The sequence below is a fragment of the Micromonospora sp. II genome (genome assembly GCF_001709195.1).
Taxonomy (GTDB): domain Bacteria; phylum Actinomycetota; class Actinomycetes; order Mycobacteriales; family Micromonosporaceae; genus Micromonospora; species Micromonospora chalcea.
Window position 1 is genome coordinate 1 of record NZ_LYXF01000002.1, and the last position, 26,201, is coordinate 26,201.

The 26,201-nt window shown below is 75.0% G+C and carries 2 protein-coding genes; both read left to right on the forward strand.

Annotated elements, in window-relative coordinates:
* On the forward strand, positions 1-10,854 hold a 10,854-nt coding region (locus tag A8711_RS00020; protein WP_141707640.1), incomplete at its 5' end, for a type I polyketide synthase.
* A gap of 26 nt (positions 10,855-10,880) precedes the next feature.
* A partial coding sequence (locus A8711_RS00025) for a type I polyketide synthase (RefSeq protein WP_141707641.1) occupies positions 10,881-26,201 on the forward strand: 15,321 nt, incomplete at its 3' end.

Consider the following 26,201-nt stretch of genomic DNA (forward strand, 5'->3'; position numbering starts at 1 on the left):
CTGGCGCCGAAGGTGGACGCCGGGTGGGCGTTGCACGAGGCCACGCGGCACCTGGACCTGTCGGCGTTCGTGCTGTTCTCGTCGGTGGCGGCCACCCTCGGCTCGCCGGGGCAGGGCAACTACGCGGCCGCGAACGCGTTCCTCGACGCCCTCGCCCGGCACCGGCGTGAGCAGGGGCTGCCCGCCACCAGCCTCGCCTGGGGGCTGTGGGCGACCAGCAGCGCCATGACCGCCCACCTGGGCGGCAACCAGCACCGCAAGGCGATCCGCGCCACCAGCGCCCCGTTGACCGACCGGCAGGGCGTGGCGCTGTACGAGCTGGCGCGACAACGCGGCGCGGCGCACCTCGTCCTCATGAACCTGCCGCCGGCGTCGCGGGCGACCGGCCAGAACGTGCCCAGCCTGCTGCGGGACGTGGTCCGTGCGGGAGGCCCGGCCCGGCGCGCGGTGGGTCGCGGCCTCGCGGACACCGCCTCCGTCCGCGAACGGCTGGCGACGCTCGGCCCGGCGGAGCGGCGCTCCCACCTGCTCGACCTGGTGGCCGCCGGCGTGGCGGCAGTGCTCGGGCACCGCTCGGCGGAGACCGTCGACGCCCAGCGCGCCTTCAAGGAGCTGGGCTTCGACTCGCTCACCTCGGTGGAGCTGCGCAACCGGCTCTCCGCCGCCACCGGCCTGCGGCTGCCCGCCACCGTGGCGTTCGACTACCCGACCCCGGTGGTGCTCGCCGAGTTCCTGGACCGGGAGCTCGGCGGCGCGGCAGTCGTGGACCGGCCCGCCGCGGTCGGCACCGCCGCCGCCCTCGACGAACCGATCGCCATCATCGGCATGGCCTGCCGGTTCCCCGGCGACGTGCAGACCCCCGAGCAGCTGTGGGACGTGGTCACCGCCGGCGCCGACGTCATCTCACCCTTCCCCACCGACCGGGGCTGGAACCTCGACGACCTGCGCGCCGGCGGCCAGGACCCGGGCGCCGTACCACGGCAGGGTGGCTTCCTCCACGACGCCGCCCAGTTCGACGCCGCCTTCTTCGGGATCTCGCCCCGCGAGGCCCTGGCCATGGACCCACAGCAGCGGCTGCTGCTGGAGACCTCCTGGGAGGCCTTCGAGCGGGCCGGGATCGACCCCCACTCGGCGCGGGGCAGCAGCACCGGCGTCTACGTCGGCCTGATCTACCACGACTACGCCTCCCAGGCCGCCGGCGGCACCGACGACCTGGACGGCCACGTCGGCAACGGCAGCGCCGGCAGCGTCGCCTCCGGCCGCATCTCGTACCTGTTCGGCCTGGAGGGCCCTGCCGTCACCGTCGACACCGCCTGCTCGTCGTCGCTGGTGGCGCTGCACCTGGCCACCCAGGCGCTGCGGCAGGACGAGTGCCGCCTCGCCCTCGCCGGCGGGGTGAGCGTCATGTCCACCCCCGGCATGCTCACCGAGTTCTCCCGGCAGCGCGGCCTGTCGCCCGACGGGCGGTGCAAGGCGTTCGGCGCCGGCGCCGACGGCACCGGTTTCGCCGAGGGCGTCGGCATGCTCCTGCTGGAGCGCCTCTCCGACGCGCAGCGCAACGGTCACCGCGTGCTCGCCGTCGTGCGTGGCAGCGCCGTCAACCAGGACGGCGCCAGCAGCGGTCTGACCGCGCCGAACGGCCCCGCCCAGCAGCGGGTGATCCGGCAGGCGCTCGCCAACGCCCGGCTCGCCACCACCGATGTGGACGCCGTCGAGGCGCACGGCACCGGCACCGCCCTCGGCGACCCGATCGAGGCGCAGGCGCTGCTGGCCACGTACGGGCAGGGCCGACCGCAGGACCGTCCGCTGTGGCTGGGGTCGGTCAAGTCGAACATCGGCCACGCCCAGGCGGCGGCCGGCGTCGCCGGTGTGATCAAGATGGTGCTGGCGATGCGGCACGGCGTGTTGCCGCCGACCCTGCACGCCGAGAAGCCGTCCCCGCACATCGACTGGACGGCCGGGTCGGTCGCGCTGCTCACCGAGGCCCGGCCGTGGCCCGCCGTCGACCGGCCCCGCCGCGCGGCGGTGTCGTCGTTCGGCATCAGCGGCACCAACGCGCACACCATCGTCGAGCAGGCCCCCGAGCCCGCCCCGGCGCAGGCCGCCCCCGCCACGGGCGTCCCGGGCGACCTCGTCGCCTGCGTCCTGTCGGCCCGCGACGCCGCCGCCCTGCACGAGCAGGCGCGCCGGCTGCGGACCCTGGTCGACGGCGAGCCGGACCTGACCATCGCCGACGTGGGCCGGGCCCTCGCCACCGCCCGCAGCGCCTTCGAGCACCGCGCCGTGCTGCTGCCCGCCGACCGCGCCGGGCTGCTCGCCGCCCTCGGTGCGCTGGCCGACGACGAGCCCTCGGCCGCCGTCGTGCGGGGGATCGCCCGCAGCGGCCGCACCGCCGTCCTCTTCTCCGGCCAGGGCGCGCAGCGCGCCGGTATGGGTCGCGGGTTGTACGGGGCGTTCCCGGTGTTCGCCGCCGCGTTGGACGAGGTGTGTGGTCACCTGGATCCGTTGTTGCCGCGTCCGTTGCGGGAGGTGCTGTTCGCGTCGGAGGGCACGCCCGGGGCGGAGTTGCTGGATCAGACGGTGTTCACCCAGGCGGGCCTGTTCGCGGTCGAGGTGGCGTTGTTCCGTCTGGTGGAGTCGTTCGGTGTGGTGCCGGACCTGGTGGCCGGGCACTCCATCGGCGAGGTCGCGGCGGCGCACGTGGCGGGCGTGCTCTCCCTGGCCGACGCGTGCGCGCTGGTCGCCGCGCGGGGCAGGCTCATGCAGGTCCTGCCGGCGGGCGGTGGCATGCTCGCCGTGGCCGCCGACGAGGCCGCGGTGGCCGAGTCGATCGTTCCGCTCGCCGACCGGGTCGGCGTCGCCGCCGTCAACGGCCCCACCGCCGTGGTGGTCTCCGGCGCCGCCGAGGCCCTCGACGAGGTGGAGCGGGCCTGGAAGGACCGGGGTGTGCGTACGCGCCGGCTCACCGTCAGCCACGCGTTCCACAGCCCGCTCATGGAGCCGATGCTGGCCGAGTTCCGGCAGACGCTCGACGGGCTGACGTTCCACTGGCCCGTCCTGCCGATCGTGTCGAACCTGACCGGGCAGGTCGCCGACCCCGACGAGATCGGTACCCCCGACTACTGGGTCCGCCACGTACGCGAGACCGTCCGCTTCGCCGACGGGGTCGCGAGCCTGCGCGAGCGCAACGTCCGTACCTTCCTCGAACTGGGCCCCGACGCGGTGCTCGCCGGCATGGTGGGCGCCTGCCTGCCGGACGACGACGCGGCGGCGGTCGTGGCGACCCTGCGCCCCGGCCGACCCGAGCCGGCGTCGCTGGTCCACGCGCTTGCGGAGCTGTACGCGCACGGCACGCCGATCACCTGGACCGCCCTCCTGCCGGCCGGAACCCGCCCGGTCGACCTGCCGACGTACCCGTTCCAGCGGCAGCGCTTCTGGCCGGCCGTGGGCCGGCTGCGCGCCGGCGACGTCAGCGGCGCCGGCCTCGGCGTGGCCGAGCACGGTCTGCTCGGCGCGGCCGTGGACCTGGCCGGCGACGACGAGATCGTGCTGACCGGCCGGATCTCCCCGACCACCCACCCCTGGCTGGCCGACCACGTCGTCTCCGGCGTGCCGCTGGTCCCGGGCACGGCCCTCGTGGAGCTTGCCGTCCGCGCCGGCGACGAGGCGGACCTGCCGCGGCTGCGGGACCTGACGGTGCTCGTGCCGCTGGTGCTCCCCGAGTCCGGCGCCGTACGGATCCAGGTGCGGGTGTCCGCGTCGGAGTCGCCGCAGCGCCCCGTCGCCGTCTACTCCCGCCCCGACGACGACCCCGAGGCGGGCTGGACCCGGCACGCGGAGGGCGTGCTGGAACCGGCCACGGCCGACGAACCGCAGCCGACCGCCTGGCCGCCCGCCGGCGCCACCGAGGTGGACCTGACCGGCTGGTACCCGGCGCTCCTCGAACACGGCCTGTCGTACGGGCCGGCGTTCCAGGGGCTGCGCCGGGTGTGGACCGGCGAGGACGACGTCTTCGCCGAGGTGGTCCTGCCGGACGACGCGGCGGCGGAGGCGGCTCGCTTCGGCGTGCACCCGGCGCTGCTGGACGCCGCCCTGCACCCGATCGGGCTGCTGCCCGGCGCCGAGGAGACGGGCGGGCCGCGCGTGCCCTTCGCCTTCGAGGGCGTACAGGTGCACGCCTCCGGCGCGAGGCTGCTGCGGGTGCGGTTGACCCGCAACGGCTCCGCGGTGCGGCTGACCGCCCGCGACGAGGCGGGCGCGCCGGTGGTGTCGGTGGACTCCCTCGTCCTGCGGGAGCTGACCGGGGTGGCCGCCCCGAACGCGGCGTCGCGCTCCCTGTTCGAGGTGGCCTGGCAGGCCGAGGAGGCCGACCCGGTCGACGACGCGTCGGGCTGGGCGGTGCTGGGCGGGCCGGCCCTGCCGGGCGTCCCCGGTGGCCCCTCCGCCGAGACGATCCGGCAGCTGCGCGCCGCCATCGACGCCGGCATCGTCCCGCCGCGCCTGCTGCTCTTCACGCCGGCCGCGTCGCCCGCCGACGACGGCGACCCGGCGGAGGCCGTACGCACTGTCACCGCCGACGTGCTGGGCCTGGTGCAGGAGTGGCTGGCCGTCGACGCGCTGGCCGACTCGAAGCTCGTGGTGGTGACCCGGGGCGCGCTGGCCGTCCGCGACGGGGACCGGGTGAGCGACCTGGCCGCCGCGGCCGTGTGGGGCCTGCTGCGCTCCGCGCAGTCCGAGCACCCCGGTCGCATCGTCCTGGCCGACGTCGACGACGCGATCAACCCCGGCACGCTGGGCATCCTGGTCCGCTTCGCCGCGGACCCGGCCGGCGGTCAGGTCGCGGTGCGTGCGGGCGCGGTGTTCGTGCCGCGTCTGGTGCGTGCGGTCGCTGCGGTGTCGGTGGAGACGCCGGTTGTGGGTGACGGTGCGGTGCTGGTGACCGGTGGTACGGGTGCGCTCGGGGCGTTGGTGGCGGAGCATCTGGTGTCGGCGCATGGTGTGCGGTCGCTGGTGCTGGTGTCGCGGCGTGGTCCGGCGGCTGCGGGTGCGGGTGAGTTGTCGGAGCGGTTGTCGGCGTTGGGTGCGTCGGTGCGGGTGGTGGCCTGTGACGTGACGGACCGGGATCAGGTGTTCGGGCTGGTGGCGGAGGTTTCCGCCGGGGGTCGGCTGGCGGGTGTGGTGCATACCGCTGGTGTGTTGGATGACGGGGTGATCGAGCGGGTCACCGAGGAGCGTCTGGCAAGGGTGTTGGCGCCGAAGGTGTCGGCGGGTTGGTTGTTGCATGAGGCGACGGCGGGTCTGGGTCTCGACTTGTTCGTGGTGTTCTCGTCGGTTGCTGGTGTGCTGGGTTCGCCGGGTCAGTCGGCGTACGCGGCGGGTAACGCGTTCCTCGACGGGCTGGCGGTGTGGCGGCGGCAGCTCGGGTTGCCGGCGGTCAGCCTCGCCTGGGGCATGTGGGACACCGCCGGCATGGCCGCGTCGATCGGCGGCAACGACCGGGCCCGTACGGCACGCGCCGGAATCCGACCGATGAACGCCCGCACCGGCCTGGAACTCTTCGACGCCGCCGTGGGGGCACAGCGGGCGGCGCTGGTGCCGGCCGCGATCGACGTACCCGCGCTGCGGGCGGCAGCAGCCGGCGCGGTCGTACCGCCGATGCTGCGCAACCTGGTCGACGTGGCGACGACCCGCCGCCGCGCCGGCCAGGGCGCCCCCGGCGGCTGGGCCGACCGCCTCACCGGCCTCAGCGCAGAGGACGGCCTCGCGCAGGTCGACCAGCTGATCCGGGGCCTGGTCGCGCAGGTCCTCGGGCACGGCGGCGCCGAGGCGGTGCCGGCCGACCGGGCGTTCAAGGACCTGGGCTTCGACTCGCTGACCGCCGTCGAGCTGCGTAACCGGGTGAACGGCGCGACCGGCCTGCGCCTCACCTCGACCCTGGTGTTCGACCACCCGTCCCCGCAGGTCCTGGCGGCCCACGTGTACGCGGAACTCGCCGGCACCCGGCCCGGCACCGTCACGACCGACGAGGCGGCCACCGGCGACGCCGACGAGGCGATCGCGATCGTCGGCATGGCCTGCCGCTACCCCGGCGGGGTGGAGTCTCCCGACGAGCTGTGGAAGCTGGTCAGCACCGGTGGGGAGGGCATCGGGGAGTTCCCGGCCGACCGGGGCTGGGACCTGGAGTCGCTGTACGACCCGGACCCCGACCACGCCGGCACCTCGTACACCCGCCACGGCGGTTTCCTGTACGGCGCGGCGGAGTTCGACCCCGGCTTCTTCGGTGTCTCGCCGCGCGAGGCCCTCGCCATGGACCCGCAGCACCGGCTGCTGCTGGAGGCGTCCTGGGAGACGTTCGAGTCGGCGGGCCTGGACCCGTCCGGCCTGCGGGGCAGCCGGACCGGTGTCTTCGCGGGCGTCATCTACCACGACTACTCGACGCGCCTGATGGAGACGCCCGAGGTCGAGGGCTACATCGGCACCGGCAACTCGGGCAGCGTGCTGTCCGGCCGGGTCGCGTACACGTTCGGCCTCGAAGGCCCGGCGGTCACTGTCGACACGGCGTGCTCGTCGTCGCTGGTGGCGCTGCACCTCGCGGTGCAGGCGTTGCGGTCGGGTGAGTGTGATCTGGCGTTGGCCGGTGGTGTGACGGTGATGGCCACGCCTGGCACGTTCGTGGAGTTCTCGCGGCAGCGGGGTCTGTCGGCCGACGGCCGGTGCAGGTCGTTCGCGGCGTCGGCCGACGGCACGGGCTGGTCCGAGGGTGTGGGTGTGCTGCTGGTGCAACGGCTCTCCGACGCGCAGCGGGAGGGCCGGCGGATCCTGGCGGTGGTGCGGGGCAGCGCCGTGAACCAGGACGGTGCGTCGAACGGCTTGACGGCGCCCAACGGCCCGTCGCAGCAGCGGGTGATCCGGCAGGCGCTGGCGAACGCCCGGCTCACCACCGCCGATGTGGACGTGGTGGAGGCGCACGGTACGGGTACGACTCTGGGTGACCCGATCGAGGCGCAGGCGTTGTTGGCGACGTACGGGCAGGAGCGTCCGCAGGATCGGCCGCTGCTGCTCGGGTCGGTGAAGTCGAACATCGGGCATGCGCAGGCGGCTGCGGGTGTGGCTGGTGTGATCAAGATGGTGTTGGCGATGCGGCACGGCGTCGTCCCGGCGACGCTGCACGTGGACGAGGCGTCCCCGCACGTCGATTGGTCGGCCGGGGCGGTCGCTCTGGCGACCGAGGCGGTGCCGTGGCCGCGGGTGGGTCGGCCGCGTCGGGCGGGTGTGTCGTCGTTCGGGATTTCCGGCACGAACGCGCACGTGATCATCGAGCAGCCGCCTGCCGAGGTGGTTGAGGGGGAGGTCGTCGTCCGCGAGGTGCCGGTGGTGCCGGTGCTGCTGTCGGCCCGCGACGCCGCGGCACTCGCCGGGCAGGCGGGCCGGTGGGCGCGGTGGCTCGCCGTCGACGAGGCCCCACGCGGCGTGGATGTGGCGTGGTCGTCGGTGGCGTCGCGGTCGGCGTTGGAGCACCGGGCGGTGGTGTCCGGGGCGAGCCGGGACGAGCTGCTGGCGGGTCTCGCGGCAGTGGCGGCCGGCGAGCCGTCGGGGGCCGTCGTGACCGGTTCTGCCGCCGCGCGCGGCCAGTTGGCGCTGTTGTTCTCGGGTCAGGGTGCGCAGCGTGCGGGGATGGGTCGGGAGTTGTCGGCCCTGTTCCCGGTGTTCGCCGCCGCGTTGGACGAGGTGTGTGCGCAGCTGGATCCGTTGTTGCCGTGTCCGTTGCGGGAGGTGCTGTTCGCGTCGTCGGGGTCCGCTGAGGCGGGGTTGCTGGATCAGACGGTGTTCACGCAGGCGGGGTTGTTCGCGGTCGAGGTGGCGTTGTTCCGCCTGGTGGAGTCGTTCGGGATCGTGCCGGACGTGCTGGCCGGTCATTCGATCGGTGAGGTGACCGCGGCGTATGTGGCCGGGGTGTTGTCCCTGGCGGATGCGTGTCAGTTGGTGGCGGCGCGGGGCCGGTTGATGCAGGCGCTGCCGACCGGTGGCGGGATGCTGGCCGTGGCGGCCGACGAGGCTGCGGTGGCGGAGTCTCTCGCGGGGCTGACCGGCAGGGTTGGTATCGCGGCGGTTAACGGGCCTGCCGCTGTGGTGGTGTCGGGTGCCGTTGACGCGTTGGATGAGGTGGAGCGGGTTTGGCGGGATCGGGGGGTGCGTACCCGTCGGCTCGCGGTGAGCCACGCGTTCCACAGTCCGTTGATGGAGCCGATGCTCGCTGATTTCCGGGCCGTTCTCGACGGGTTGGAGTTCGCCGCGCCGTTGTTGTCGGTCGTGTCGAACGTGACCGGGGCCCTGGCCGGCGATGAGATCCGTACGCCGGAGTATTGGGTGCGGCACGTGCGCGAGGCGGTGCGCTTCGCCGACGGGATCGCCGCTCTGCGGGCTGCCGGTGTGGACACGTTCCTGGAGGTCGGGCCGCAGAGCGTCCTGACCGCGATGACCGCCGACGTGCTGCCTGATGACGAGGCCGTGCTGGCGGTGGCTGTGCAGCGCCGGGACCGTCCGGAGGTGCAGGCGTTGCTGCACGCCCTGGCGGAGTTGCACGTGCACGGGATGCCGGTGACCTGGGCGCAGTGGTTCGCCGAGACCGGCGCGCGGCGGGTGGACCTGCCCACGTACGCCTTCCAGCGGGAGCGGTACTGGCCCGAGCCGGCGAACCGGCCGCGGCAGACGGCGACCGACGGCGGCGACGCCGACTTCTGGAAGGCCGTCGAACGCGGCGACCTGAGCGCCCTCGCCGCCCAGTTCGGCGACGACGGCGCCGCCCTGGACGCCCTCACCCCGGCCCTGCCGGTCCTGTCGACCTGGCACCGGGCGCGCACGCAGCGGGCCGTCCTGGACGCATGGTCGTACCGCGTCGGATGGAAGCGCGCCGACATCACCGCCGGCCCGGCGCGGCCCGGCGCTTGGCTGCTCGTGACGGCCCAGGACGACCTGGCGGACGGCACCCGGGCGGAGGCGGTCACCAAGGCCCTCGCCGAGGTCGGCGCCGACGTGGTCCGGCTCACCGTCGACCCGGCCGGCACCGACCGGGCGGGCCTCGCCCGGCGGCTGGGCGACGCGCTGGCCGACAGTCCCGTCACCGGCGTGCTCTCCCTGCTCGGCCTCCGCGACCAGCCGCACCCCGCCCACCCGGCCGTGCCGGTCGGGACGGCCGCCACGCTGCTGCTGCTCCAGGCGCTGCACGACACCGGGGCGACGACCCGGCTGTGGTGCCTGACGCAGGGCGCGGTCAGCACGGGCGACGGGGACACCGTGCACGCTGCCGTCCAGAGCGGGCTCTGGGGCCTGGGGCTCGTGGCGGGCCTGGAACACCCCCACCTGTGGGGCGGGCTGGTGGATCTGCCCGAGCAGGCCGACGCGACGGCCTGGGACCGGCTGGCGCGGGTGGTGACCGGCGCCGGCGACGAGGACCAGCTTGCCGTACGCCCCTCCGGGGTGTTCGTCCGTCGCCTGGTCCGCTCGGCGCCCGCCGCCCCCGACACGGCGCAGCGGTGGCGGCCGTCCGGCACCGTGCTGGTCACCGGCGGCACGGGCGCGCTGGGCGCGCACGTAGCCCGCTGGGCGGCGGCCAACGGGGCGGAGCACGTCGTGCTGACCAGCCGCCGCGGCGGGGACGCCCCGGGGGCCGTGGAGCTGCGCGAGGAGCTGATCGCCCAGGGCGTACGGGCGTCGGTCGTCGCCTGCGACGTCGCCGAGCGCGACCAGGTGGCGGCGCTGCTGGCCCGCCTCGACGAGGATCCGGCGCCGCTGACGGCCGTGGTGCACGCGGCGGGCGCCGGCGAGTCCGGGCTGATCGCCGACACCGACCTGGCCGCGTTCGCGGGCGTGCTCGACGGCAAGGTGGCCGGCGCGCTGCACCTGGACGCCCTGCTCGGCGACCGGCCGCTGGACGCGTTCGTGCTCTTCTCCTCCATCGCCGGGGTGTGGGGCAGCGGCGGGCAGTCCGCGTACGCCGCCGGCAACGCCTTCCTGGACGCGCTCGCCGAGCAGCGGCGCGGCCGGGGCCTGGCGGCGACGTCCGTGGCCTGGGGACCGTGGGCTGACGGCGGCATGGCCACCGGCGAAGCCCAGCAGATGCTGGCCCGGCGCGGCCTGACCGCCATGGCGCCGGCCGACGCCGTGCACGCCATGCGGTACGCCGCCGGCCTGCCCAGGGCGGCGCTGACCGTGGTGGACGTCGACTGGGCGGTCTTCGCCCCGGCGTACGCCTCGGCCCGCCCCCGGCCGCTGCTCGACGACATCGCCGAGGCCCGGGAGGCGCTGCACGCCCACGCCGTGGAGCAGCAGCCCGGCGGTGCCGCCGACGCCCTGCGGGAGCACCTGCTCACCCTGCCCCGCCCCGAGCGGGTCCGGCACCTGGTCGACCTGGTCCGCACCCACGCCTCGGCCGTGCTCGGCCACGCGGGAACGGACCGGGTCAAGCCGCAGCGGGCGTTCAAGGAGCTCGGATTCGACTCGCTGACGGCGGTCGAGCTGCGCAACCGACTGACCGGCGTCACCGGCCTGTCGCTGCCCGCGACCCTCGTCTTCGACTACCCGAACCCGGCCGTGCTCGCCGAGAACCTGCTCGACGGTCTGCTGCCCGAGGCGGCGCAGGCGGACGACGGCGACCCGGCGGAGGCGGCCGTCCGGCAGACGCTCGCGGCGATCCCGCTGGCCCGCCTCCGTGAGGCCGGGCTGCTGGACCTGCTGCTCAACCTCGCCGACACCGACGGCGACGACGGTGACGAGTCCACCGACGAGGACCTGGACCTCGACGACCTCGACACCGACGCCCTCGTCAGGCTGGCGCTTGACGGAACCGATTCCTGACCGTTGTCCCCAGTACGGAGCTCATGATGTCTACGTCCGCAGACAAGGTCGTCGAGGCGCTTCGCGCGTCGCTCAAGGAGACGGGCCGCCTCCGTCAGCTCAACCAGCAGCTGACCGCCGCCGCCAGGGAGCCGATCGCCATCGTCGCGATGTCCTGCCGCTATCCGGGTGGCGTCGCCAGCCCCGAGCAGCTCTGGGACCTGGTGGCCTCCGGCGGCGACGCGATCGGCGGCTTCCCGACGGACCGGGGCTGGGACCTGGACAACCTCTACGACCCGGACGCCGACCGGGCCGGCCGCTCCACCACCCGCGAGGGTGGCTTCCTCTACGACGCGGCCGACTTCGACGCGGAGTTCTTCGGCATCTCGCCGCGCGAGGCCGTGGCGATGGACCCCCAGCAGCGGCTGCTGCTGGAGACGTCGTGGGAGGTGTTCGAACACGCCGGCGTCGCGCCCGCCTCGATGCGGGGGCAGAAGGTCGGCGTCTTCGTCGGCACCGCCGCCAACGGCTACGGCATGGGCCCGCAGAGCGAGGCCGAGGGCGCGGACGAGGGCTACCTGCTGACGGGTACGGCCACCAGCGTCGTCTCCGGGCGGATCGCGTACGCCCTCGGCCTGGAGGGCCCCGCGGTCACCGTGGACACCGCCTGCTCGTCGTCGCTGGTCGCCCTGCACCTGGCGTGCCAGGCGCTGCGGCAGGGCGACTTCGACCTGGCCCTGGCCGGCGGCGTGTGCGTCATGGCCACCCCTGGGCCGTTCGTGGGCTTCTCCCGGCAGCGGGGGCTCGCCCCCGACGGCCGCTGCAAGTCGTTCGCCGCCGCCGCCGACGGCACCGGCTGGTCCGAGGGCGTCGGCATCCTGCTGGTGGAGCGGCTGTCGGACGCGCAGCGCAAGGGACACCCGGTCCTCGCCGTGATCCGCGGCAGCGCCGTCAACCAGGACGGCGCGTCCAACGGTCTCACCGCACCCAACGGGCCGGCCCAGCAGCGGGTGATCCGGCAGGCCCTGGCGAACGCGCGGCTGACCACGGCCGACGTGGACGCCGTCGAGGCGCACGGCACCGGCACCGTCCTCGGTGACCCGATCGAGGCGCAGGCCCTGCTGGCCACGTACGGCCAGGGCCGCCCCGCTGACCGGCCGCTGCTGCTCGGCTCGATCAAGTCGAACATCGGCCACAGCCAGTCGGCCGCCGGCGTGGCCGGTGTGATCAAGATGGTGATGGCGATGCGGCACGGGCTCGTGCCGTCCACCCTGCACGTCGACGAGCCGACGCCGAAGGTGGACTGGTCGGCCGGCGAGGTGTCGCTGGTGACCGAGGCGACGCCGTGGCCCGCGACCGACCGTCCCCGCCGGGCGGCCGTGTCGTCGTTCGGGATCTCCGGCACGAACGCGCACACCATCATCGAGGAACCGCCCGCCCCGGACGCCGCCGACCCCGCCGACACCGGGCCGGCCCACACCGTCGCCCTGCCGGCGGTGCCCGTGCTGCTCTCCGCCCGCTCCGAGGCAGCGCTCAGCGCGCAGGCGGGTCGCTGGGCCCGGTGGCTGGAGGACGACGAGGCCCTCCGCACCGTGGACGTCGGCTGGTCGTCGGTCGTGTCGCGCTCCGCGCTGGAGCACCGGGCCGTGGTCTCCGCGACCGGCCGTGAGGAGTTGCTGGCCGGGCTGCGTGCCCTGGCCGCCGGGCAGCCGTCCGGCGCGCTGGTCGCCGGGCAGGCCGCCGACCGGGGTCCGCTCGCGGTGCTCTTCTCCGGTCAGGGCGCGCAGCGTGCCGGCATGGGCCGGGAGTCGTACGCGGAGTTCCCGGTCTTCGCCGCCGCGCTGGACGAGGTGTGCGCACAGCTCGACGCGCTGTTGCCGCGCCCGCTCAAGGAGGTGCTGTTCGCACCCGAGGGTTCCGCCGAGGCGGAGCTGCTGGACCGGACGGTGTTCACGCAGGCGGGTCTGTTCGCGGTCGAGGTGGCGTTGTTCCGCCTGGTGGAGTCGTTCGGCGTCGCCCCTGACCTGGTCGGCGGTCACTCGATCGGCGAGGTCACGGCCGCGCATGTGGCGGGGGTGTTGTCGCTGGCGGATGCGTGTGTGTTGGTGGCGGCGCGGGGCCGGTTGATGCAGGCGTTGCCGGCCGGTGGTGGGATGTTGGCCGTTGCGGCGGCCGAGGCCGATGTGCTGGCGACGCTGGACGGCTTGACCGGTGTGGGGGTCGCGGCTGTCAACGGGCCGACGTCGGTGGTGGTCTCCGGTGCGGTGGAGGCGCTCGACGAGGTGGAGCGGGTCTGGCGTGGGCGGGGTGTGCGTACGCGCCGGTTGTCGGTGAGTCATGCGTTCCACAGCCCGTTGATGGAGCCGATGCTGGACGAGTTCCGGGTGGTCCTGGACGGGTTGACGTTCGAGGCGCCGGCGTTGCCGGTCGTGTCGAACGTGACCGGTGCGCCGGCTGACGTCGACGAGATCCGTAGTCCCGACTACTGGGTGCGGCACGTGCGGGAGGCTGTGCGTTTCGCCGACGGGGTCGCCGCGCTGCGCGCCGCCGGGGTGGACACGTTCCTGGAGATCGGCCCGCGCAGCGTGCTGACCGCGATGGTCGGCGACATCCTGCCAGCCGACGACGGGGTGCTGGCCGTCGCCGCGCAGCGCGCCGACCGCCCCGAGTCGCGGGCCCTGCTCGCAGTCCTGTCCGAACTGCACGTCAACGGCGTACCCGTCGACTGGGCGGCCCTCTACGCCGGCGCCGGAGCGACCCCGGTCGCCCTGCCCACGTACGCGTTCCAGCGGCAGCGCTACTGGCCCGAGCAGATGCCGGCCTCGGCCACCGGCCCGGTCAGCCCGGACGTGGTGGACGTCGAGTTCTGGTCGGCCGTCGAGCGCTCCGACGTGGCGGCCCTCGCCGCGCAGTTCGGCACCGACGGGGCGGGCGTCCTGGCCCCGGCCCTGCCGGTCCTGTCGTCCTGGCGCAAGGCGCGGCTGCGGGACGCCGTCGTCGACAGCTGGTCGTACCGGGTGGTGTGGAAGCGGACCACCGTCCCCGCACCGCTCACCCCGCCGGGACGCTGGCTGCTCGTGGAGCCCGCCGACGACGCCGCCACGACCGAGTGGGCCGGGGCGCTCGCGGGGGCGCTGAGCGCCGCCGGCGGCGAGGTGTCCCGGCTGGCGGTGGACCCGCTCGCCGAGCGCGACCAGGTGACGTCGCGGCTGGCCGGCGCCGTGGGGGACACCCCGTTCACCGGGATCGTCTCCCTGCTGGGCCTGCTGGAGCGACCCCACCCCGGCCAGCCGGCGGTGCCGTTCGGCACGGCCGCCACGATGACGCTGGTGCAGGCCCTGCACGCCGCCGACGTCGCGGCACCACTGTGGATGCTCACGCGGGGCGCTGTCGGCACCGGCGACACCGACCCGGTGCGCAGCGTCGCCCAGGGCGGGCTGTGGGGCCTGGCCCGGGTCGCCGGGCTGGAACACCCGCAGCTCTGGGGCGGCCTGGTCGACCTGCCGGACGCGCCCGGGCGCGGCGACTGGGACCACGCGGTGGGCGTCCTGACCGGGGGCGGCCACGAGGACCAGGTTGCCGTGCGGCCCTCCGGCGTCTTCGTGCGGCGCCTGGTGCGCGCCACACCGGCGGCCGTCGGCACCGTCGACCGCTGGCAGCCGTCCGGCACCGTCCTCGTCACCGGCGGCACCGGGGCGCTCGGCGCGCACGTGGCCCGCTGGGCGGCAGCCAACGGCGCCGAGCACCTCGTGCTGACCAGCCGCCGCGGCGAGCACGCCCCCGGGGCGGCCGAGCTGCGCGACGAACTGACCGCGCTCGGCGCCCGGGTGAGCCTGGTCGCCGCCGACATGGCCGACCGCGCCCGCGTCGAGGCGCTGCTGCGCGACGTCGACGCCGACCCGGCGCCCCTGACCGCGGTGGTGCACGCCGCCGGGGTGGGCCAGCTGAACATGCTCGTCGACACCGACCTCGCCGGCCTGGCCGGGGTGCTCGACGGCAAGATCGCCGGCGCCGTGCACCTGGACGAGCTGCTGGGCGACCGACCGCTCGACGCGTTCGTGCTGTTCTCCTCCATCGCCGGCATCTGGGGCAGCGGCGGCCAGGCCGCGTACGCCGCCGGCAACGCCTTCCTCGACGCCCTCGCCGAGCGGCGCCGCGCCCGCGGCCTGACCGCCACCGCCGTGGCGTGGGGCCCCTGGGCCGACGGCGGCATGGCCAGTGGCGAGGGGCAGGAACTGCTGGCCCGCCGTGGCCTCAGCCCCATGTCGCCGGCCCAGGCCGTGTACGCGCTGCGCAGCGCCGTCGGCCGGGCCGGGCCGGCGGTGACCGTGGCGGACGTCGACTGGTCCCTGTTCACCCCCGCGTTCGCCGCCGCCCGCGCCCGCCCCCTGCTCGACGACATCGCCGAGGCGCGCGACTCCCTGCGCGTGGTCGACGCGGAACCGGAGGGCACCGTCGGCGGCGGGCTGCGGCAGCACCTGCTGACGCTGCCCCGCGCCGAGCAGGACCGCCACCTGACCGAGCTCGTACGCACGCACACCGCCGCCGTGCTCGGCCACTCCGGCACCGAACTGGTCAAGGCCAACCGGGCGTTCAAGGAACTCGGCTTCGACTCGCTGACCGCCGTCGAGCTGCGCAACCGGCTCGGCGCCGCCACCGGCCTCACCCTGCCCACCACCCTGGTCTTCGACTACCCGAACCCGGCCGCCCTCGCCGACCACCTGTCGGCGACGCTGCGCCTGCACGAGGTCGAGACCGTCACCGCCTGGGGCCCCGCCGGGCCGGTCGACGACGACCCGATCGTCATCGTCGGCATGAGCTGCCGCTACCCGGGCGGCGTGGCCAACCCGGACGACCTGTGGGAGCTGGTCGCCACCGGGCGTGACGGCATCAGCGGCTTCCCCGACGACCGCCACTGGGACATGGGCCGGCTGCTGGCCGTCGACGCCGACGGGCAACCCGTCTCACACACCCGCGAGGGCGGCTTCGTCGACGGCGCCACCACATTCGACCCGGGCTTCTTCGGCATCTCGCCGCGCGAGGCCGTCGCCATGGACCCGCAGCAGCGGCTGCTGCTGGAGGCGTCCTGGGAGGCCATGGAGCAGGCCGGCATCGACCCGGAGGAGCTGCGCGGCAGCCGTACCGGCGTCTTCGTGGGCGCCTCCCCGTCGGGCTACGGCACCACCGACACCCCGGCCGAGCTGGCCGGCTACCAGCTCACCGGCGGCGCGCACAGCGTCATCTCGGGCCGGGTGTCGTACACCTTCGGGCTGGAGGGCCCGGCGGTGACGGTCGACACCGCCTGCTCGTCCTCGCTGGTGGCTGTGCACCTGGCCGCCCAGGCGCTGCGCGGCGGCGAATGCGACATGGCGCTGGCAGGCGGCGTCACCGTCATGGTGACGCCCGGCGCCTTCGTCGAGTTCTCCCGCCAGGGCGGCCTCGCCCCGGACGGGCGTTGCAAGTCCTTCGCCGCCGACGCCGACGGCACCGGCTGGTCGGAGGGCGTCGGCGTGCTGCTCGTCCAGCGCCTCTCCGACGCCCGGCGGCAGGGCCGCCAGGTGCTCGCCGTGCTCGCCGGCAGCGCCGTCAACCAGGACGGCGCGTCCAACGGTCTCACCGCACCCAACGGGCCGGCCCAGCAGCGGGTGATCCGGCAGGCCCTGGCGAACGCGCGGTTGACCACGGCCGACGTGGACGCCGTCGAGGCGCACGGCACCGGCACCGTCCTCGGTGACCCGATCGAGGCGCAGGCCCTGCTGGCCACGTACGGCCAGGGCCGCCCCGCCGACCGGCCGCTGCTGCTCGGCTCGATCAAGTCGAACATCGGCCACAGCCAGGCCGCCGCCGGCGTGGCCGGCATGATCAAAATGGTGCAGGCGATGCGGTACGGCCTGCTCCCACGGACCCTGCACCTCGACGAGCCGACCCCCCACGTGGACTGGTCCGCCGGCGCGGTCTCCCTGCTCACCGAGGCGCGCCCCTGGCCGGCGGTGGACCGGCCCCGCCGGGCCGCCGTGTCGTCGTTCGGCATCAGCGGTACGAACGTGCACCTGATCCTGGAGCAGCCGCCCACGCCGACCGACGCGGACGAGCCGGCCGACGGCGACGAGCCGGTCACCGGTGACGAGCCGTCCCGGGTGCCGGCGGTGCTGCCGCTGCTGCTGTCGGCCCGCGACGCGGCCGGGCTGTCGGCGCAGGCCGGCCGCTGGGCGCAGTGGCTCGGCGGCACCGGGGCCCCGCGCCCGCTCGACGTGGCGTGGTCGTCGGTGGCGTCGCGTTCCGTACTGGAGCACCGGGCCGTCGTGTCCGGGACGAGCCGGGACGAACTGCTGGCGGGCCTCGAAGCCGTGTCGGCGGGTGAGGTCTCGGCCGGCGTGCTCACCGGCCCGGGCGGCCAGCGCGGCCAGTTGGCGCTGCTGTTCTCGGGTCAGGGTGCGCAGCGCGCCGGGATGGGTCGGGAGTTGTCCGCCCTGTTCCCGGTGTTCGCCGCCGCGTTGGACGAGGTGTGCAGTCACCTGGATCCGTTGTTGCCGCGTCCGCTCAAGGAGGTGCTGTTCGCTGAGGCGGGTTCCGCCGAGGCGGGGTTGCTGGACCAGACCGTGTTCACGCAGGCGGGGTTGTTCGCGGTCGAGGTGGCGTTGTTCCGTCTGGTGGAGTCGTTCGGGATCGTTCCCGATGTGGTGGCTGGTCATTCGATCGGTGAGGTGACGGCGGCGCATGTCGCGGGCGTGTTGTCCCTGGCGGATGCGTGTCAGTTGGTGGCGGCGCGGGGCCGGTTGATGCAGGCGCTGCCGGCCGGTGGCGGGATGCTGGCGGTGGCCGCTGACGAGGCTGCGGTGGCGGAGYCTCTCGCCGGGATGACCGACCGTCTCGGTGTCGCGGCCGTCAACGGGCCTGCCGCCGTCGTCGTCTCCGGTGCCGTCGAGGCCCTCGACGAGGTGGAGCGGCACTGGCGGGAGCGGGGCGTGCGCACTCGCCGGCTGACGGTGAGTCACGCGTTCCACAGTCCGTTGATGGAGCCGATGCTGGCCGAGTTCCGCGCGGTCCTGCACGGCCTCACGTTTGCTGCGCCGTTGTTGCCGGTGGTGTCGAACGTGACGGGTGCCCTGGCCGACGCAGGCGAGATCTGCATGCCGGAGTATTGGGTGCGGCATGTGCGCGAGGCCGTCCGGTACGCCGACGGGATCACCGCTCTGCGGGCCGCCGGTGTGGACACCTTCCTGGAAATCGGTCCGCAGAGCGTCCTGACCGCCATGAACGCCGACGTGCTGCCCGACGACGACGCCGTGCTGGCGGTGGCTGTGCAGCGCCGGGACCGTTCGGAGGCGCAGGCGTTGCTGCACGCCCTGGCGGAGTTGCACGTGCACGGGATGCCGGTGACCTGGACGCAGTGGTTCGCCGAGACCGGCGCGCGGCGGGTGGACCTGCCCACGTACGCCTTCCAGCGGGAGCGGTACTGGCTGCCGCCCACCGGCCAGTCCGCCGACGTCTCCGGGGCCGGCCTCGGCGTGGCGCGGCACCCGCTGCTCGGCGCGGCGGTGTCGGTCGCCGGCGAGGACATGGTGGTGCTGACCGGCCGGCTGTCGGTGCCGACGCACCCGTGGCTCGCCGACCACATCGTCTCCGGCGCCGTGGTGGTGCCGGGCACCGCGCTGGTGGACCTCGTCGTCCGGGCGGGCGACGAGGTCGGCGCTTCCCGCGTCCGCGAGCTGACAGTGCTCGCCCCGCTCGTGCTGCCCGCCACCGGCGGCGGGGTACGGGTCCAGGTCCGGGTCGGTCCCGTCGACGGGACCGGCAGTCGCTCGGTGACCGTGCACTCCCAGCCCGAGGACGACTCCGAGTCGGGCTGGACCCGGCACGCCGACGGGCTCGTCGGCGTCCCCACTGCCGACGAGCCCACCCCGGGCGCCTGGCCGCCACCCGGCGCGTCCGAGGTGGACGTCACCGGCTGGTACGCGACGGTCGCCGAGCACGGGCTCGCGTACGGGCCGGTCTTCCGGGGCCTGCGCCGGGCGTGGACCGCCGACGGCGAGGTGTTCGCCGAGGTCGCCCTCCCCGACGAGGTCACCGGTGACCCGGCGGGCTTCGGGGTGCACCCGGCGTTGCTGGACGCCGCCCTGCACCCCGTCGGGCTGCTGCCCGCCGACCAGTCGGGCGGCGGTCCCCGGGTGCCGTTCGCGTTCGAGGGTGTGCAGGTCCACGCCGTCGGCGCCCGGACGCTCCGGGTCCGCCTCACCGCCTCCGGCAACTCGGTGCGGCTGGTCGCCGCCGACGAGACGGGCGTGCCCGTGGTGTCGGTGGACTCGCTGGCACTGCGCGAGATGACCGGCCTGGCGGCCGCGCCGGACGAGGCGTACCGATCCCTGTTCGAGGTCTCCTGGCAGCCCGAGCAGATCGCCGCGCCCGACGGCGCGTACGGCTGGGCCGTGCTCGGTGACCGCCCGCTCGACGGCGCGCCGCAGCTCCCGGCGTACGCCGACGTCGCCGCTCTGATCACGGCGGCGACGGACGGCACCGCCCCGGCGGCGCTGCTGCTACCCGTCACCCCGGCGACCTCCGGGACGGACGTGCCCGACGCGGTGCGCTCCGCCACGACGGACGTCCTCGGCGCGGTGCAGGCGTGGCTGGCGGCCGAGCCGCTGGCGGACTCGCGGCTGGTCGTCGTGACCCGCGGTGCCGTGACCACCGGCGCCGACGACCGCGTGAGCGACCTGGCGGGGGCGGCGGTCTGGGGCCTGCTGCGCTCGGCCCAGTCGGAGCACCCCGGCCGGCTCGTGCTGGCCGACCTGGAACCCGGCGCCGACCTGGACGCCGACCTGCTGGCCCTGCTCGCCGCAGCCGCCGACGACCCCGACCTCGGCGGGCAGGTCGCGGTGCGTTCGGGTACGGCGTACCTGCCGCGGCTGGTCCGCGCCACGGGCGCCGCGCGGACCCCGGCGACCCTCGGCGGGGGAACCGTCCTCGTCACCGGCGGCACCGGATCGCTGGGCGCCCTGGTGTCCGAACACCTCGTCACCGCCTACGGCGTGCGTTCGCTGGTGCTGGCGTCCCGGCAGGGCCCGGCGGCCCCCGGAGCCGACGAGCTGGTGCGGCGGCTGGCCGCGCTGGGCGCGACCGCCCGCGTGGTCGCCACGGACGTGACCGACCGCGAGCGCGTCGGCGAGCTGGTCCGGTCCATCACCGCCGACGACCGCCTGGCCGGGGTGGTCCACACCGCCGGCGTCCTCGACGACGGCATCGTCAGCGGGATCACCGCCGACCGGCTGGCGGACGTGCTGGCCCCGAAGGTCACGGCGGGCTGGTGGCTGCACGAGGCGACCGCCGAGCTGGACCTCGACCTGTTCGTGCTCTTCTCCTCCGTCGCCGGGGTGCTCGGCTCTCCCGGCCAGGCCGCGTACGCGGCCGGCAACGCCTTCCTGGACGCCCTCGCCGTGCTGCGGGCGCAGCGCGGGCTGCCCGCCGTCAGCCTCGCGTGGGGCATGTGGGACACCGACGGCATGGCCGCGTCGATCAACGACACCGACCGGGCGCGGGTGACCCGGGCCGGTCTGGTCCCGATGACCGCCCCGGTCGGGCTCGGGATGTGGGACGCCGCCCTGACCCACGGCGGCGCGGCGCTGGTGCCGGCCGTTGTCGACCTGCCCGCCATGCGGGCACGGACCGCCGCCGGCCGGGTGCCGGTGATGCTGCGGGGCCTGGTGGGACCGGCCGCGAAGCGTCGCCGCTCCGGCACCGGCGCGTGGGCCGACCGGCTGGCCGGCCTCGACCCGCAGGAGGCGCGTACGCAGGTGGCCCTGCTGGTGCGCGGGATGATCGCGCAGGTGCTCGGCCACGGCGGCGCCGAGGCGGTGCCGGCGGACCGGGCGTTCCGGGAACTGGGCTTCGACTCGCTGACCGCCGTCGAGCTGCGCAACCGGATCAACAGCGCGAGCGGACTGCGGCTCACGTCGACGCTCGTCTTCGACTACCCGACCCCCGCTGCCCTGTCGGAGCACCTGTACGAGCAGCTGTCCGGCCAGGTCGCCGAGCAGCAGCGGGCCGTGCGGGCGACAAACGTCGACGAGCCGATCGCCATCGTGGGCATGGCCTGCCGCTACCCGGGCGGCGTGACGAACCCGCAGCAGCTGTGGGACCTGGTCGCCGCCGGCGCCGACGGTATCGGCGAGTTCCCCACCGACCGGGGCTGGGACCTCGACCGGCTCTTCCACCCCGACCCGGACAACCCCGGGACGTCGTACACCCGCCACGGTGGCTTCCTGTACGGGGCCGCCGAGTTCGACCCGGACTTCTTCGGCATCTCGCCGCGCGAGGCGATCGCCATGGACCCGCAGCAGCGACTGCTGCTGGAGGCGTCCTGGGAGACGTTCGAGTCGGCCGGCCTCGACCCGTCGCGGCTACGTGGCAGCCGGACCGGCGTCTTCGCCGGGCTCATGTACCACGACTACGCCTCCGGCGTGCAGGACCTGCCCGAGGGCGTGGGCGGCTACCTCGGCACCGGCACCTCCGGCAGCGTGCTGTCCGGCCGGGTCGCGTACACGTTCGGCCTGGAAGGCCCGGCGGTCACTGTCGACACGGCGTGCTCGTCGTCGCTGGTGGCGTTGCACCTCGCGGTGCAGGCACTGCGCGGCGGCGAGTGCGATCTCGCGCTGGCCGGTGGCGTGACGGTGATGGCGACGCCCGGCACGTTCATCGAGTTCTCCCGCCAGCGGGGCCTGTCGCAGGACGGTCGCTGCAAGTCGTTCGCGGCGTCGGCGGACGGCACGGGCTGGTCAGAGGGCGTCGGCGTGCTGCTGGTGCAACGACTCTCCGACGCGCAGCGGGAGGGCCGGCGGATCCTGGCGGTGGTACGGGGCAGCGCCGTGAACCAGGACGGCGCGTCGAACGGGCTGACGGCCCCCAACGGCCCGTCGCAGCAGCGGGTCATCCGGCAGGCCCTGGCGAACGCCCGGCTCACCACCGCCGACGTGGACGCCGTCGAGGCGCACGGCACCGGCACGACCCTGGGTGACCCGATCGAGGCGCAGGCCCTGCTGGCGACGTACGGGCAGGACCGGCCCGCCGACCGGCCGCTGTGGCTGGGCTCGATCAAGTCGAACATCGGCCACACCCAGGCCGCCGCCGGGGCGGCCGGCATCATCAAGATGATCATGGCGATGCGGCACGGGGTGCTGCCGTCGACGCTGCACGTCGACGAGCCGTCCCCGCACATCGAGTGGAGCGCCGGGGCGGTCTCCCTGCTCACCGAGGCCCGCGACTGGCCCGCGGCGGGCCGGCCCCGTCGCGCCGCGATCTCGTCGTTCGGCGTCAGCGGCACCAACGCGCACGTGATCATCGAGCAGCCCCCCGCCGAAGCGGAGCCCACCCGGGGCGAGCACGCGCCGACGCCCGCCGCCGGGTCGCTGCCGACGCCCGTGCTGCTCTCGGCCCGCTCCGAGGCCGCCGTCGCGGCGCAGGCCGACCGCTGGGCCCGCTGGATCGCCGACGACGAGAAACTGCGCCCCGCCGACGTCGGCTGGTCGTCGACAGTCAGCCGGGCCGTGCTGGAGCACCGTGCGGTGGTCACCGCGGCGGGCCGGGACGAACTGCTGGCCGGGCTGCGGGCGCTCGCCGCCGGTGAGCCGGCCGCCGCCGTGGCAACGGGGCCCGGCACGACGCGTACGCAGCTGGCCGTGCTCTTTTCCGGCCAGGGTGCGCAGCGTGCGGGGATGGGCCGGGAGTTGTCGGCCCTGTTCCCGGTGTTCGCCGTCGCGTTGGACGAGGTGTGTGGGCACCTGGATCCGTTGTTGCCGCGTCCGTTGCGGGAGGTGCTGTTCGCGTCGTCGGGGTCCGCCGAGGCGGAGTTGCTGGATCAGACGGTGTTCACGCAGGCGGGGTTGTTCGCGGTCGAGGTGGCGTTGTTCCGTCTGGTGGAGTCGTTCGGGGTCGTGCCCGACGTGGTGGCTGGTCACTCGATCGGTGAGGTGACGGCGGCGTATGTGGCCGGGGTGTTGTCCCTGGCCGACGCGTGCGTTCTCGTGGCCGCGCGGGGTCGGTTGATGCAGGCGTTGCCCACGGGCGGCGGGATGCTGGCCGTTGCCGCCGACGAGGCTGCGGTGGCGGAGTCTCTCGCCGGGATGACCGACCGCCTCGGTATCGCGGCGGTTAACGGGCCCACCGCCGTCGTCGTCTCCGGTGCCGTCGAGGCCCTGGACGAGGTGGAGCGGGTCTGGCGCGAGCGGGGCGTGCGTACGCGCCGGCTGACGGTGAGCCATGCGTTCCACAGTCCGCTGATGGAGCCGATGCTCGACGAGTTCCGCGCCGTCCTGGCGGGGCTGGCGTTCCGGGCGCCGCTGCTGCCGGTGGTGTCGAACCTGACCGGCGCGCTCGCCGACCCGCAGGAGATCACCCGCGCCGAGTACTGGGTGCGGCACGTGCGGGAGGCCGTCCGCTACGCCGACGGCATCGCCGCCCTGCGGGCCACCGGGGTCGACACCTTCCTGGAGATCGGCCCGCAGAGCGTCCTGACCGCCATGAACGCCGACCTGCTCGCCGATGACGCGCTGGCGGTGGCCGTCCAGCGTCGGGACCGGCCCGCCCCGCAGGCACTGCTGCACGCCCTCGCCGACCTGCACGTCCACGGTGTCCCGGTGACCTGGACGCAGTGGTTCACCGACGCCGGCGCCGCCCGGGTCGACCTGCCCACGTACGCCTTCCAGCACCAGCGGTACTGGCTCGGCGCGGGCCAGACGCGTACCGCCGACGTGTCCGGGGCGGGCCTCGGCGTCGCCGGGCACCCGCTGCTCGGCGCGGCGGTCTCCGTGGCCGGCGAGGACATGGTRGTGCTGACCGGCCGYCTSTCGACRTCGACGCACGCGTGGCTCGCCGACCACGTCGTCTCCGGCGCGGTGATCGTGCCGGGCGCTGCCCTGGTGGAGTTGGCGGTGCGGGCGGGTGACGAGGTGGGTGCGTCGCGGGTGCGGGAGCTGACCGTGGGCGCGCCGCTGGTGCTGCCGGAGTCCGGCGCGGTGCGGGTGCAGGTGCGCGTCGGTGCGGCCGACGAGACCGGCACCCGGGTCGTGGCGGTGCACTCGCAGTCCGAGGGTGATCCGGAGGCTGACTGGGTGCGGCATGCGGAGGGCGTGCTGGAGCCGGCGTCGGCCGACGAGCCGGGCGTGGGGGAGTGGCCGCCGGTCGGTGCGTCCGAGGTGGACGTGGCGGGCTGGTATCCGGCCCTGGCGGAGCGTGGCCTGTCGTACGGGCCGGTGTTCCGGGGGCTGCGCCGGGTGTGGACGGGCGGCGACGAGGTGTTCGCCGAGGTGGTGTTGCCGGACGAGGTGGCCGGTGACGCCGCGGGGTTCGGTGTGCACCCGGCGCTGCTGGATGCGGCGCTGCATCCGATCGGACTGCTGGTGGGTGCGGAGGGTCCGGGTGGGCCGCGGGTGCCGTTCGCGTTCGAGGGTGTGCAGGTGTATGCCTCGGGCGCGCGGGTGCTGCGGGTCCGGCTGTCGCGTACGGGCTCGGCGGTGCGCCTGGTCGCGTGCGACGAGTCGGGCGCGGCCGTGGTCTCGGTCGACTCCCTCGCCCTGCGCGAACTGACCGGCGTGACCACGGCGGGCGCGGCAGCCCGCGCGATGTTCGAACTCACCTGGCAGGCCGAGGAGATCGCCGCCACCGGGGACCTCTCCGGGTGGGCGCTGGTCGGCTCGCCGGCAACCGCCGACCTGCCGGCGTACGGCGACGTCGAGGCGCTCGTCGCGGCCGTCGACGCCGGCCGGACGATCGCACCGAAGGCGCTGCTGCTGCCGCTCGACGCGCCGGAGAGCGCCGTCCCCGACGCGGTACGCGCGGCGACCACGGCCGTGCTGGCGACCGTGCGGTCCTGGCTGGCGGCGGACGCGCTGGCGGAGTCGCGGCTGGTGGTGGTGACCCGGGGCGCGGTGTCGGTGGCGGCGGACGATCGGGTGTCCGACCTGGCAGGTGCGGCGGTGTGGGGTCTGCTGCGTTCGGCGCAGTCGGAGCACCCGGGCCGCATCGTGCTGGCGGACGTGGACGGCGACGTGGACGCCGGGCTGCTGGGTGTGCTGACCACGGTGGCCGACGAGCCGGTGGCGTTCGGTGGTCAGGTCGCGGTGCGTGCGGGTGAGGTGTTCGTGCCGCGTCTGGTGCGTGCGGTCGCCCCGGTGTCGGTGGAGACGCCGGTTGTGGGTGGCGGTGCGGTGCTGGTGACCGGTGGTACGGGTGCGCTCGGGGCGTTGGTGGCGGAGCATCTGGTGTCGGCGCATGGTGTGCGGTCGCTGGTGCTGGTGTCGCGGCGTGGTCCGGAAGCCGCGGGTGCGGGTGAGTTGTGGGAGCGGTTGTCGGCGCTGGGTGCGTCGGTGCGGGTCGTTGCCTGTGACGTGACGGACCGGGACCAGGTGTTCGGTCTGGTGGCGGAGGTCGTTGCCGGGGGTCGGCTGGCGGGTGTGGTGCACACCGCTGGTGTGTTGGATGACGGTGTCGTGGAGGGGCTGACGGCGGAGCGGCTGGCGGGGGTGTTGGCGCCGAAGGTGTCGGCGGGTTGGTTCCTGCACGAGGCGACGGCGGGTCTGGATCTGGATCTGTTCGTGGTGTTCTCGTCGGTTGCTGGTGTGTTGGGTTCGCCGGGTCAGTCGGCGTATGCGGCGGGTAACGCGTTCCTGGACGGGTTGGCGGTCCACCGGCGGCAGCTCGGGTTGCCTGCGGTGAGTCTGGCGTGGGGGATGTGGGACACGGCCGGCATGGCCGCCTCGATCGACGAGGCGGACCGGGCGCGGTCCGCGCGGGCGGGTCTGACACCGATGAGCGCCGAGATCGGGCTGGAACTCTTCGACGCCGCCCTGGTGGCGGAGCGGCCGGCGTTGGTGCCGGCTGTGATCGACGTACCGGCGATGCGCGCAGCGCTCGGCGCCGGCCCGGCGCCGGCCGTGCTGCGTACCCTGATCGGGTCGACGGCGTCCCGGCGACGGGCCGCGCGGAGCGGCGACTGGGCCAACCAGCTCGCGGGCCTCGCGCCCGACGAGGCGCGCGCCCAGATCGACGTGCTGGTGCGGGGTCTGGTCGCGCAGGTGTTGGGGCACGGTGGTGCGGAGTCGGTGCCGGCGGACCGGGCGTTCCGGGAGCTGGGCTTCGACTCGCTGACGGCGGTGGACCTGCGTAACCGGTTGAACGCGGCCACCGGGCTGCGGCTGGCCTCGACGCTGGTGTTCGACTATCCGACCCCGGCCGTGCTCGCCGACCACCTGCACGAGCAGGTCTCCGGGCAGATCACCGCCCGCCAGACGGCGGTGCTCACCGCCGGTACCGACGAGCCGATCGCGATCGTGGGCATGGCCTGCCGCTACCCCGGTGGCGTCGACAGTCCGGACCAGCTG